At 58.1% G+C, this 12,858-nt stretch carries 13 protein-coding genes; 10 read left to right on the forward strand and 3 right to left on the reverse strand.

Annotation, left to right across the window (positions count from 1 at the left end; translation table 11 throughout):
- Positions 1-2: 2 nt before the first annotated feature.
- The 5 genes from lgt to AC2FJC_RS01925 all read left to right on the forward strand — a co-directional run bounded on the left by lgt (position 3) and on the right by AC2FJC_RS01925 (position 4,222).
- The gene (gene lgt / locus AC2FJC_RS01905; RefSeq protein WP_496738195.1) at positions 3-890 is read left to right on the forward strand and encodes a prolipoprotein diacylglyceryl transferase; all 888 of its coding nucleotides are present in this window, start codon (positions 3-5) and stop codon (positions 888-890) included.
- Complete coding sequence (locus AC2FJC_RS01910) at positions 887-1,954, forward strand: class I SAM-dependent methyltransferase (protein WP_496738196.1); 1,068 nt, start codon at positions 887-889, stop codon at positions 1,952-1,954. Before lgt ends, AC2FJC_RS01910 begins: the two co-directional genes overlap by 4 nt.
- The gene (gene pgeF, locus AC2FJC_RS01915; protein WP_496724024.1) at positions 1,951-2,709 is read left to right on the forward strand and encodes a peptidoglycan editing factor PgeF; all 759 of its coding nucleotides are present in this window, start codon (positions 1,951-1,953) and stop codon (positions 2,707-2,709) included. The genes AC2FJC_RS01910 and pgeF overlap by 4 nt, the downstream gene beginning before the upstream one ends.
- Positions 2,710-2,978: 269 nt before the next feature.
- Entirely contained in the window at positions 2,979-3,107 is a 129-nt protein-coding gene (locus AC2FJC_RS01920) for a hypothetical protein (RefSeq protein WP_496738197.1), read from the forward strand.
- Between the two features lie 332 nt (positions 3,108-3,439).
- Positions 3,440-4,222 (forward strand): Hint domain-containing protein, encoded by a 783-nt coding sequence (locus tag AC2FJC_RS01925; protein WP_496738198.1) that lies wholly within the window; start codon positions 3,440-3,442, stop codon positions 4,220-4,222.
- A 116-nt stretch (positions 4,223-4,338) separates the two neighbouring features.
- Here the strand turns inward: AC2FJC_RS01925 and AC2FJC_RS01930 are convergent, their stop codons facing one another.
- Positions 4,339-4,839, reverse strand: coding sequence for an Lrp/AsnC family transcriptional regulator (locus tag AC2FJC_RS01930; protein WP_108859290.1), 501 nt, complete (start codon positions 4,837-4,839; stop codon positions 4,339-4,341).
- A 226-nt stretch (positions 4,840-5,065) separates the two neighbouring features.
- On the opposite strand from AC2FJC_RS01930, the gene trxB reads away from it, so the two are divergent.
- From trxB to AC2FJC_RS01955, 5 genes are all read left to right on the forward strand, one after another.
- Positions 5,066-6,007, forward strand: coding sequence for a thioredoxin-disulfide reductase (trxB, locus tag AC2FJC_RS01935; RefSeq protein WP_496738199.1), 942 nt, complete (start codon positions 5,066-5,068; stop codon positions 6,005-6,007).
- Between the two features lie 4 nt (positions 6,008-6,011).
- The gene (locus AC2FJC_RS01940) at positions 6,012-6,488 is read left to right on the forward strand and encodes an RES family NAD+ phosphorylase (RefSeq protein ID WP_496738200.1); all 477 of its coding nucleotides are present in this window, start codon (positions 6,012-6,014) and stop codon (positions 6,486-6,488) included.
- 51 nt (positions 6,489-6,539) lie between these two features.
- Complete coding sequence (locus AC2FJC_RS01945; protein ID WP_496738201.1) at positions 6,540-8,210, forward strand: adenylate/guanylate cyclase domain-containing protein; 1,671 nt, start codon at positions 6,540-6,542, stop codon at positions 8,208-8,210.
- A 206-nt stretch (positions 8,211-8,416) separates the two neighbouring features.
- Positions 8,417-10,135, forward strand: coding sequence for a bifunctional sulfate adenylyltransferase/adenylylsulfate kinase (locus tag AC2FJC_RS01950; protein WP_496738202.1), 1,719 nt, complete (start codon positions 8,417-8,419; stop codon positions 10,133-10,135).
- Positions 10,136-10,246: 111 nt separating this feature from the next.
- Positions 10,247-11,104 carry a hypothetical protein gene (locus tag AC2FJC_RS01955; RefSeq protein WP_496738203.1) on the forward strand — a complete coding sequence of 286 codons (858 nt, stop codon included), beginning with the start codon at positions 10,247-10,249 and terminating at the stop codon, positions 11,102-11,104.
- Here the strand turns inward: AC2FJC_RS01955 and AC2FJC_RS01960 are convergent.
- Positions 11,101-11,970, reverse strand: a complete 870-nt coding sequence (locus AC2FJC_RS01960) for a hypothetical protein (protein ID WP_496738204.1) — start codon at positions 11,968-11,970, stop codon at positions 11,101-11,103. The two genes, AC2FJC_RS01955 and AC2FJC_RS01960, sit on opposite strands and share 4 nt — an antisense overlap.
- Positions 11,970-12,854 (reverse strand): PhzF family phenazine biosynthesis protein, encoded by an 885-nt coding sequence (locus tag AC2FJC_RS01965; RefSeq protein ID WP_496733891.1) that lies wholly within the window; start codon positions 12,852-12,854, stop codon positions 11,970-11,972. The genes AC2FJC_RS01960 and AC2FJC_RS01965 overlap by 1 nt, the downstream gene beginning before the upstream one ends.
- Between the last annotated feature and the right edge of the window lie 4 nt (positions 12,855-12,858).

The raw sequence follows: 12,858 nt of genomic DNA on the forward strand, positions 1-12,858 counted from the left end.
ACATGCAGGCTGTTGTGAATTTCCCCGACCTTTCGCCCGAAGTTTTCTCGATCTCGCTGTTCGGGATGGAGTTCGCACTTAGATGGTACGCGCTGGCCTATATCGCCGGTATTCTGATCGCATGGCGATTGGGTACTGCGGCGCTGAAGCGTCCGGCCCTTTGGCCTGCAGATACTCCACCGATGAAACCGCAGCAGTTGGAGGATCTGATCACCTGGATCATCCTCGGCGTAATTCTCGGCGGGCGTCTGGGGTTCGTTCTGTTTTACCAACCGGCTTACTACCTATCGCACCCGTTGGAGATATTGATGATCTGGCAGGGCGGTATGGCCTTCCATGGTGGTTTGCTGGGGGTCGTCGTTGCGTCCTATCTCTATGCGCGGCGTTACCAGGTCCCGGTCTTGTCTTTGGCCGATCTGATCGCACATGCCGTGCCGCCCGGGCTGCTGTTAGGGCGGTTGGCGAACTTCACCAATGCCGAGCTTTGGGGGCGACCCAGCGACGTTCCATGGGCAGTGATCTTTCCAGGTGGCGCCGCGCAGGACTGCCCGGGTGTTGTGGCCGGGATGTGTGCCCGGCACCCTTCACAACTCTATGAAGCCGCACTGGAAGGTTTGTTGCTGGGCGCACTTCTACTGTGGATGGCCTATCGGCGTGGGGCGTTTCACAAGCCCGGTCTGGTGATGGGTGTATTTCTGGCAGGTTATGGCGCCTCGCGTTTCATTGTTGAGTTCTTTCGTCAGCCTGACGCACAGTTCGTCTCGGCCGGGAATCCGCTGGGGCTGGCGTGGCACGTGGGCGGCTATGGCCTGACCATGGGGCAAATGCTATCGCTGCCAATGATCGCGCTTGGCCTTTGGTTTGCACTGCGCGCGCGACGCACTCAATGAACCTTAAGGATCACCTACTGGCGCAAATTGCGCTGAATGGCCCGATGAGCGTGGCCGATTTCATGACTGAATGCCTGCTGAACCCTAAGTTTGGATACTACACCACCCGCGATCCGCTGGGGGCACAGGGGGATTTCATCACTGCACCGGAAATCAGCCAGATGTTCGGAGAGTTGATCGGGCTTGCTCTGACGCAAAGCTGGATGGATCAAGGCAAGCCGGACAGGTTCATTCTAGCAGAGCTGGGACCGGGTCGCGGCACACTGATGGCAGATATCCTGCGCGCAACCAGCAGCATATCTGGATTTCACGAGGCCGCAGAAATTGTTTTGTTCGAGGCCTCCCCTGCCCTGCGGGACAGGCAGGCGCAATTGCTGAGCTGTCACAACCCGCGCTGGATCGATACGCTCATCGACCTGCCCGAAGCCCCCCTGTTTCTGGTGGCGAACGAGTTTTTTGATGCCCTGCCAGTCCGCCAATTCATACGTGACGGCGATAGTTGGTGCGAACGTCTGATTGGTGCGCAGGGCGAATCGCTGACGTATGGGCTGGGGCCGAACACGGCTCAGGTCGCGCTGACGGATCGCATGATAGACACCCAAGATGGCGACCTGGTTGAACTTTGCGCGGCCGCAATTCCGATCCTGACCGTGATCGCTGGGCGGATCGCCACTTATGGCGGGGCGGGTCTGATCGTGGATTACGGTGACTGGCATTCGCTGGGCGACACGTTTCAAGCTTTGCAATCACATAAACGTGTTGATCCCCTGCAAGCTCCGGGTCGGGCGGATCTGACCGCGCATGTAGATTTCGAGCCCCTTGCCATAGCCGCACGGGCCGCGGGTTGCGCCCATACAAAGCTGACACCTCAGGGCATGTTTCTGGAACGGTTGGGCATCACCGCCCGCGCACAGGCGCTGGCTGCGCCACTCGGCGGGTCTGAGCTTGAGGCGCTCATTGCTGCACATCGCCGGTTGACGCATCCCGAGGAAATGGGAAATCTGTTCAAAGTACTGGGTCTCTATCCTTCTTACGCTGCACCTCCACCGGGACTGGAACCATGACATTGGAAATTCTGACCTCGGACGTCCTATCGCCTGTCCGCCACGGGTTCTTCAGCCGTCGGGGCGGTGCCTCTTCCGGAATATTCGCGGGTTTGAACTGCGGCTATGGCTCGTCTGACCAAACCGAAGCAGTGGCGGTGAACCGTCAGCGCGTGGCCGCGGCGATGGAGGTCAACCCGGACGCATTGGTCGGGGTGCATCAAGTGCATTCCCCAACCGTTCTGACGGTGGACGCTCCGATAAATGGCGACAAACCCAAAGCGGATGCGGTTGTCACCGCAACCCCGGGATTGGCGCTGACGATTCTGACAGCGGATTGCCAACCGGTCCTGTTTGCCGATTCTGACGCGAATGTGATCGGGGCTGCGCATGCCGGGTGGCGCGGTGCTTTGGACGGTGTATTGGAGGCAACCCTGGACGCGATGGAGGCATTGGGCGCGCAGCGGGAAAACACCGTCGCTGTCATTGGTCCTACGATTTCTCAAAACGCGTATGAGGTCGGTCCAGATTTCCTGGATGAATTCGCAGCGGATTCGCCCGAAAACCTTAGGTTCTTCGCGAATGGCAATGGGGATCGACTGCAGTTCGACCTGCCCGCCTTTGGTCTGCACAGATTGCGGCAAGCCGGGGTGGGTCAGGCGGAATGGACGCGGCACTGCACCTATTCAGACCCGGACAGATTTTATTCCTTCCGCCGCTCGACCCACGCGAAAGAAGCCGATTATGGCCGTTTGATCTCCGCCATTAAATTGTAGAGCGCGCCCAAAATGTGGCGAAATCGCCGCTTTTTCGCCACATTTGTTGTGTCTGTTTGAGTCGAGACATTTTGACTTTTATTGTCCGCACTCAGGTGTTTATCAAACGATTATCCCGCGGTGCGAGGCATTCCAAAGAAGAGGATCTGCCGACCTTCGACTTTACTGTTTAAATCCTGAGTCAGCCTTATCGGTGCCGCATTGACGCGCCACACTGATCCTACACAGGAACCCGGGGTAGCTGCCCCGGTACGACTAGGAATAATAACATGAAGGTTAAATCTCGTTTTCTCAGTGCCGTTGTTGCGGCCACGCGAGAACAGGCACCGGAAATGCCGTGGAAACGGGTTTCCAGTTCTTCGATCAGGGTCGCGCGCCGCTTGGCACGCCAACGCTGATCAAAAGCCCAAGGAACCATGCTGCCGGTTCCAAGGGTCAAGACGCACATCGGAGGGGTGCTCCGGGCCGGTGTGTGACCAACCGCTGAAATTTCCAGCGGCCTGGTTCAGGGGTGTGTGTGCGCAGGTAATTTCCGCCTGTGTTTTAGTGAGTTTGTCTGGGGGGTCAGTGTGTTGACCAAAGGAAAGCGAAAGTTCATCGCGTTGCGACGCCGCAAAGGCGTGCGCCCTGAGGTCGCTATCTCATTAAAGACAAAGAATACGCCGGTCAGGTTGCCCTGTACGGAGGGCTTTACCCGTCTGAACGGTATTTTAGGAGGGACGGAATAAAAATGACAATTCCACATTCCTTGACGCGCGCAGCCAGAAACGCGGTCGAAACTTCGGCCATGCTGCGCGAAATTCCGAAGACAAACGCAAGACCAAAGGCGCAGTTGCGGCGCTATGAGGTCAGTACCTTGATGCCGAACGGAGATGTTTCGCAAACCCGCCACATCGCCCCGGCATTGCCCATGTTCGAAGACGCCTTTTGTGCCTTTACACGCGGATCCCTGGTGGAAACCGAAAACGGCCCATTGGCGATCGAAGATCTGCTTCCGGGCGACATGGTTCTGACACAGGATGGCGCACTTCAGACCGTGTTGTGGAAGGGGTCGGTGACCCTGATTCCCGGGCGCGAGGATTCGCGGGGCCGAACACGCCCGCTAACTCGGATCATGGCCGATACATTTGGAATGCAAAAGCCGCTGTCCGGCGTAATCGCGGGACCCGCAGCACGTCTGCTGGGCACACCTGCGCATCTGCGCCATTTACACGACGGGGGCGAAATTCTGACCCCTGTCCATGAATTCCAGGACGGTATGAGCGTGATCGAAACATTGCCGCCGACCCCGATTGAGCTGTTTCACATCTGCCTGAAACGTCATTCGGTCATCAAGGTCGATGGCCTGCAATTCGAATCATACCATCCGGGAGTCAATGCCGCACGCCAGGTTAGCCAATCGCTCAGATCGATCTACTTGAACTTGTTTGCGCATATCGAATCGCTGAGCGATTTTGGTCCACTGGTTCTACCACGCGCAGGAGACGGTGAGATAAATGCGCTTTCTGCGTGACAACGAAAACTAACTGCAATGTGGGGGCATTATGCAGCTGATAATTAGTTGGGTTCTATCATTAACGGTCGCTGCTTTTCTGCCGCCGTCAAAACCGCATCAAAAGCGAATGATGTTCACGCCGTCCGGTTCATTCGTTCTTCCAGAACGTCGAAGGGAACGCCGGGTTCGTCTTTGGCGCCGCGAATAACCAGCGATGTTTTTACGCTGGCTACATTGGGCGTGGTCAGCAGCTCACCCGTCAGGAACTGCTGAAAACTGCTCAGGTCGGGGGCGACGCATTTCAGGATAAAGTCCACCTCGCCGTTCAACATGTGGCATTCCCGGACCAGCGGCCATTCACGGCAGCGTTCCTCGAACGCGTTCAGTTCGGATTCGGCCTGGCTTTCCAGCCCCACCATGGCAAAGACCTGAACCTCGAACCCCAACTCGCGTGAGTTCACATCGGCATGGTAGCCGCGGATAAGCCCGGAATCCTCAAGCGTACGCACGCGCCGCAGGCAAGGCGGCGCAGAAATACCTACGCGTTTTGCCAGCTCTACATTGGTCATGCGACCGTCTGCCTGCAATTCTGCCAAAATCTTGCGGTCAATCTCATCCAGCCGTATCGCGACCATGAAATGCTCCTAATTTTTCGGTTGTTATATCAGCACCCGACCAATGCGCAATTATCTTTCGCACCTGCGCAATATTCTATATTTTCAATGTTCTTTTTTTGGGCGCCTTGCCGCAAATGCATTGCTGCCTGTCAAAAGGTTGGGGGTTTAAGCCCTGCGCGACGCTCGCTATATCCATCCGTCAGGGGCCACGCGCCCCAATCAGGCAGATCGAGTTGGGGGTACTATGGCCGAAACACGACACACCAGGGTTCTGATCATCGGATCGGGACCGGCCGGTTACACGGCCGGCGTTTATGCAAGCCGCGCGATGCTAGAGCCGATTCTGGTTCAGGGCATTGAGCCGGGTGGCCAGCTGACCACAACGACCGAGGTTGAAAACTGGCCCGGAGACACCGAGGTTCAAGGCCCTGACCTGATGGTGCGTATGCAGGACCATGCCAAGGCGATGGGTTGTGAGATCATTGGCGACATCATCACCGATCTGGACGTCAGCAAACGCCCGTTCACCGCAACAGGCGACAGCGGCACAGTCTATACGGCTGATGCTGTCATTTTGGCCACCGGCGCGCGCGCCAAATGGCTGGGGCTGCCGTCGGAAGAGAAATATAAGGGCTTTGGCGTTTCGGCGTGCGCGACCTGCGACGGCTTCTTTTATCGCGGGCAGGAAATCGTGGTAATCGGCGGCGGCAACACCGCCGTGGAAGAGGCGCTGTTCCTGACCAATTTTGCCAGCAAGGTCACGCTGATACACAGACGGGATGAGCTGCGCGCGGAAAAGATCCTGCAGGACCGGCTGCTGAAGCATGAAAAAATCGAACCCCTGTGGTTCCACGAGTTAGAAGAAGTGACCGGCACCGATGCCCCGCTGGGCGTCGAAGGTGTGCGGGTCAAAAACGTGAAGACCGGCGAGATTACCGAAATCCCCTGCAAAGGCGTTTTTGTCGCGATCGGACACGCACCTGCCAATGAACTGGTCAAGGACTCGCTGGAAAGCCATATGGGCGGCTATGTCGTGACCAAGCCAGGTTCGACCGAGACCTCGGTGCCGGGTGTATTTGCGGCGGGCGACCTGACTGACCACATCTACCGGCAAGCTGTCACCAGTGCGGGAATGGGATGCATGGCCGCACTGGACGCCGAGCGCTTCCTAGCCGAACAGGACTAATCAGATGCTGGAATTCTCTGGCCCGGTCTGGAGAATTTTGTTTCTGTCACAATTGGACGCCCCTTTGGCCCCTGCCCGGGCGCCAGAGGGGCGTTTTCATTACGCGGGACAATCGGCGCTTTACGCTTCGCACAGCGCGGAAGGCGCCGGAATCGCCATTCGGCGATATGTCACGGCAGGCGATCCACCAAGGGTGTTGGTGCAGGCAAACGTGACAGACGCAAAGCTGCTCGACCTACGGGGCCAGTCTGACGCATCCGTCATATGGCAGGATATTCACGCCAAATGGGGCACCTCGCCGACATGGCGGTTCTCGGACCGCGCGCGTGACGCAGGAGCTGACGGGTTGCTATACAGCTCACGCTCGCGCCCCGAACTCAGCCACATTGTCCTGTTCGACCCGTCTCCTTCGCTGATCCGTGTGAATACGCCGTCAACAGATTGGACACCGCCCTATCCGCAACCTGCGCTTGACCGCTAAGCTGCGGCGTATCAGACTCGGCCTCAGGCGAGACCAACGCAGGTGATCTGATTGAAAACTGTTCTGTGGCAAGGCGGGTGGGCAACCCGGCTGAGGATCGGCAGCGGCCTAGTTCTGTTCGCCTTTGCGTTCTTTCACTTCATCAACATCGGCCTTGGTCTGTTTCACACGGACTACCTGCATGACATGCAGGATGCCCGGCATGTAATCACACGTCACGATGTCGGCAGCATAATACTCTATGCTGCTCTTTTGATTCACGCGGGGTTAGCCCTGTACTCGATCAGCCAGCGCCGGACTTTGCGCATGCCGTTCAGCACGGGATTGCAGATGGTTCTGGGGTTGTTGATCCCATTGCAGCTGATCTCGCATATCGTGCAAACGCGCTATGCGAATACGGTCTACGATGTGAACGATGAAATGGGCTATATCATCGTGCTGATGTGGCCCAGCTACGCGGTCTGGATGCAAAGCCTGTTGTTGCTCGTGGTGTGGGTACATGGCTGTATCGGACTGCACATGTGGCTGCGGCTGACCCGCTGGTGGCCCAAGCTGGTGCCATATCTGATTGGCCTGGCTGTGTTTGTTCCGACATTTGCCCTTGCCGGAGTGCTGACGGAAGGGCGTCGGATCTGGGCTGACTTTGCAGACCCATTTTTGCGCGAACAATATATCGAGCATTACAACTGGCCCTCTCCCGAAGACTTCCAGCAGCTGTTCAGCGTAAAAGACAATGCGCTCATGGCGTTCTGGGTGGCCCTTGGCGCATCCCTGGCGGTATTTGCGATCCGCAAGCTGTGGCGCCGCCGACATTCCGTGCGCGTCAAGTACGCTCAAGGCCCTGAGGTCGTTGCCGAAAAAGGGATGACCCTGCTTGAAATTTCCCAAGCCAACGGCATTCCACACACGGCGCTATGCGGTGGCAAAGGGCGCTGCACCACCTGCCGCGTTATTGTCGAGGAGGGCGGGGATCAACTGCCCGAACCTGGTGAGGTCGAAGCCCGAAGTCTTGCTGCGGTCAGCGCCCCGGCGGGCGCCCGGCTGGCATGCCAAATCCGCCCGATGGCTCCGATCACGGCGTTTCGCATGTTCCGCCCGGATGGCGCCCGGCACCGGGCACATGCAAGCCAAGGTCAGGAACGGCAATTGGCGGTCCTGTTTCTGGATATGCGCGGCTTCACCTCGCGCACAGCTGGCCATCTGCCCTATGACATCGTTTTCCTGCTAAACCGCTTTTTTGACGCCATCGTCCCGGCGATCACGGCCGAGGGCGGAGTGGTCGACAAATACATGGGCGACGGCCTGTTGGCCGTGTTCGAAACCAACGACGCCCAAAGCTCTGCGCGGGCCGGGATGAAAGCGGCCATTGATATCAGCCTTGCCTTGCAGCGTTTTAACCAGCAGCTGGAATCCGAGGGCAGCCCCCGGATCCGCATCGGAATGGGCCTGCATCTGGGGGACCTTGTTCTGGGCGAAATCGGTGCCGCAGGCCACGCCGCCCGTACAATCATCGGCGACACCGTAAATGTGGCCAGCCGGTTAGAGGCCGAAACCAAATCTCTGGGCTGCGAACTTCTGGTCTCGGAAAAGTTGTTGCTGGCGGCAGGATATGACGGCGATATGCGGCAGGTTCGCCCATTCGAGCTGCGTGGCGTGACGCGACCGATTCCCGCCCTGCCCGTCCCCAAAGCCGCGGATCTGAACGCCAGTGTCGCTGCATAAGAACACTCGCCCTGAAATGGGTGGAATTGTTGCCCACCTCGGGAACCAGCTTCGCAGAATGCCACCCAAACCGGAATATCCTTCCATTGCGTGGAAAAACCGCGCATATCGTCCTTTGTTTCACCAAGGTATATGGACTTCACCCAAAAGCCGGGGCAAACGCCCCTTAATCAACGGCAAAGCAGCACTTTTACAAGAGTATTCCCATGACGATGTTAAGTAACCTGGCCCCGATCCCCGAATTGTTCGTGTCCTACGATTCAGCACAGAAACTGAAGGTGGAAGCCGCAGACCTGACCAGCTGGGACCTGAGCCCGCGCCAGATCTGCGATCTGGAACTGCTGATGAACGGCGGGTTCAACCCTCTCAAAGGTTTCCTAGGCGAGGAGGACTACGACAATGTCGTTGAGGACATGCGGCTGGCCGATGGTACCCTTTGGCCGATGCCCATTACTCTGGACGTAGACGAGGCGTTTGCCGACAAAATCGAATTGGGCCAGGACATCGCGCTGCGCGATCAGGAAGGCGTTATTCTGGGCACGATGACCGTCACCGACCGTTGGACACCGGACAAAGCGCGTGAGGCCGAGAAAGTCTTTGGTGCCGATGACGAGGCGCACCCGGCGGTGAATTACCTGCACAATGTGGCGGGTAAAGTGTATCTGGGCGGCCCTGTAGTCGGCATTCAACAACCGGTCCACTATGACTTTCGCGCGCGCCGCGACACTCCGAACGAGTTGCGCGCCTATTTCCGCAAGGTCGGCTGGCGGCGCATCGTTGCGTTCCAGACGCGTAACCCGCTGCACCGCGCGCACCAGGAACTGACATTCCGCGCCGCGAAAGAAGCGCAGGCCAACCTGCTGATCCATCCGGTCGTGGGCATGACCAAACCGGGCGACGTCGACCACTTTACCCGCGTGCGATGCTATGAGGCGGTACTGGACAAATACCCGGCCTCAACCACATCAATGTCACTGCTGAATCTTGCAATGCGCATGGCTGGCCCGCGCGAGGCCGTCTGGCACGGGCTGATCCGCGCAAATCATGGCTGCACCCACTTTATCGTCGGCCGCGACCATGCGGGCCCGGGCAAAAACAGTCAGGGCGAAGATTTCTACGGCCCCTACGATGCGCAGGATCTGTTCCGCAAATACCAGGATGAGATCGGCGTCGAGATGGTTGATTTCAAACACATGGTCTATGTGCAGGAACGCGCGCAATACGAGCCGAACGACGAAATCCTCGACAGGGACAACGTCACGATCCTGAACATCTCGGGCACCGAACTGCGCCGCCGTTTGCGTGAAGGTCTTGAGATTCCGGAATGGTTCTCGTTCCCCGAAGTTGTACAGGAACTGCGCAGCCGCTTCCCGCCGCGTTCGCAGCAGGGATTCACTGTGTTCTTCACCGGCTTCTCAGGCTCGGGCAAGTCGACGATTGCCAACGCGCTTATGGTCAAGCTGATGGAAATGGGCGACCGTCCCGTTACTTTGCTGGATGGTGACATCGTTCGGAAAAACCTGTCGTCCGAACTGGGCTTTTCGAAGGAACACCGCGACCTGAACATCCGTCGCATCGGCTATGTGGCCAGCGAGATCACCAAGAACGGCGGCATCGCAATCTGCGCGCCGATCGCGCCCTATGCCACGACCCGCCGAGCAGTCCGGGAAGAGATCGAACAATTCGGTGCCTTCTGCGAAGTTCACGTGGCCACCACCATTGAGGAATGCGAACGCCGCGACCGCAAGGGACTGTACAAGCTGGCCCGCGAAGGCAAGATCAAAGAGTTCACCGGCATCTCGGACCCGTATGACGTTCCTGCAGACCCAGAACTGAGCGTCGAGACCGAAAATGTCGAGGTCGACAACTGCGCCCATCAGGTTCTCCTGAAACTGGAAAGTATGGGGCTGATTGCAGCATCCTAATTGCTACAACGAACAAGCAAAGCGGCCAGCAGTGGCCGCTTTTTGTGTTGGATTGACAAGCGCACGCTGCCTTGGTGCAAATGCAGACCCTAACCAAAACGCAAAGTGCCCATGACCCGCGACCTGCCTCCAATTGCCAGTTTCTGGTTCGGTTCAGACCTGAGCTGGCTCGAGGCGCTGTGCATTCAATCCTATCTGGATAACGGTCACCGGTTTATCCTGTATACCGTGCATGACATCCAAGGCGTGCCCAGGGGCGCCGAAGTACGGCCCGCTTCTGATATCCTTTGGCCCGCGCCGTTTGATTTCCGACCGGAAGACCGGTTAGGGGTCGCAGTGTTTTCCGACATTTTCCGGCTGCGGTTGATGCAGAAAACCCCGTTCATTTGGGTCGATCTGGATGCCTACTGCGTCAAGCCATTCGACTTTTCTTCGACTTACGTTTTCGGGTCGACGCAATCAGGCACTTTTCCCAATGGTGTTCTGCGTCTGCCACCAGACTCAGAGACGCTGGCGCTATGGATTGATTTCGTGATCTCTGCCAACCCGACCCAGCCCTGGCGTGGCGGTCGGCTGTTTCGACACAATCGCAGGCGCATCCGAAACGGAGAGACCTGGGGCATCGAAGCACTTCCCTGGGGCAGCTCCGGCCCCAAGGCGTTGGAGTATTTTCTGCGCCAGACCGGCGAGGACAGCCACGCGATGCAGCCGGATGTGTTCTATCCTTTGGACAAGGAACAGCTATGGAAACTGCACGATCCGCGCATTTCCACGGCCGAGATCGAACGGGATAAGGTGCATTCAGTTCACATCTACGGACATCAGAAAAAATTCATGGCAGCCAAAACCGCCGGGCTGCCGGTCAGCGGATCATATCTGCAGCGCCTTTGCCTTCGACATGGGATCAACGCGCTGGCGAATCCGATCTTGCCGGTGGTATGGCTGGCCCCGCGGCCATTGGACGACTAGGCCGCGTTTATCTGTTCCCGCAGGGTTCGCACCGCTCGGCCTTCAAAGTCACCGAACTCTGCCGCCTTGCTTTGTGCAGCTTTCAGATGCGGCAGGCGTTCGGCATAGTCGTCAGCGGACAGGCTGTTGATTGCGCGCTGAATGTCGGCCTCGGACTCACAGAGGATCATACCGGCTGTGTCCATGAAGTCCCCGATATTCGGGCACCCCCAATAGATCGGGACCGTTGAACACAGGACCGCATCCGTCAGCTTTTCCGAAAAATAGTTCTTCTCGCGCACATTCTCGATCACAACGGAATAGCGATACGGAGCCAGCCCGTCTGATTTACGATCAAACGGCGTGTATCCCCGCCCCATGATATCAACGTCAGCGCCCGTTTCCCGCACCCAGTCAATCACCGAATGGCGAAGTTGGTGCCCTTCCAGATCGCGTTTGGCTGAGGCGATGAGCGAGCAGGATTTCGTTTTCTCTACGTTGAGGTCTCGCCAATCCGGCACCATCGTCACGCCGTAGGGCAGAAACACAGCGTTCGGAAGGTTCTGCAGCAACACGTCGTGGAACGTCATCACGCGAAAGAAACGCCGCCACGTGTAGCGCAGCATCTTGTCGTGCTTGGCGTGAATTGCCGACGGCTCACCCATCATCAGGGAAATCCGGGCGCGGGTCCCTCGGCGCAGGCGCAGATGGACGGTTGAATTAGGGTACATGATCAGGTGATCGGTACGCTCAAGATCGCCAACCGTTTTGCCCATCAGGCGCTCGGGGCACCCTTCGGGCCAGATCAGATCGGACAATGGAACCGAAGCCAGTTTCGGACCCAACCGATGCCCATAAGGAAGGATGGCGATCGCGGGTTCAGTCATTACAGTTGCCCGGGCAAATTGACCTGACCACGCATCAGAATATAGCCACGGCCCGCCACCTTGATACCGGTCATCGCATCGGCAGGTCCAACGCGTGTAACGGTCGCTTGGCCGGGGCGGCCCAAGTCGTGGCCCTGTTCTGCCGTAAACGTGTCCTTGGGCATCAGGCCATATTTCCAGAGATAAGCTGCCATCGCCCCGGTTGCGGAGCCGGTGAACGGATCCTCGGGCGGGCTGGGCGGCAACATCAAAAGGCGTGAGAACGTGTCGCCCGCCTCGCTCGCGCCCTCCAGCGTCACAATAAATGGCTCGGCCATGTCCGATCCGGAATACCCTCCGGCCTCTATCACCTTGCGCAGCGGTTCTTGTGCCAGCTTTGCGGCACGTAGCGCTTCGAGGTCGCGCAGCACAGTGACGCAAAACGGCAACCCTGTGGATACCATCTGAGGTGGCGAGATGATCGCGCTTTCCGGTAGGCTGATGGCAGCGGCAACCAGGTCGGCAGGAACGATCGCACCGAATTGCGGGGCAACCTGCGTCATTTCAATCTCATCACCGTTGAGTTGGATTGAAACGATCCCTGCCCCGGTGTCCAGTGTCAGCGCATCCCCCTGAAACAGCCCACGCGACCGCATCGCCGCCACAGTGGCTATTGTGGGATGCCCCGCAAAAGGGATCTCACGGCTGGCTAGAAAATAGCGCACTCGGACGTCGGCCACGTCAGACGGCCCGGTAAAGGTACATTCGACCAAGGACGTTTCGCGCACGTAAGCGGTACAGACATCTTCGGGCAGGACGGCCCCACCATGCACCACGGCGCATCCATTGCCGCCAAAGGCACGGTCGCTGAATGCGTCCACCCAGTCGAAATCAAACCAGCTCATGTAT

The sequence above is a fragment of the Ruegeria sp. CDSB117 genome, from assembly GCF_059611005.1.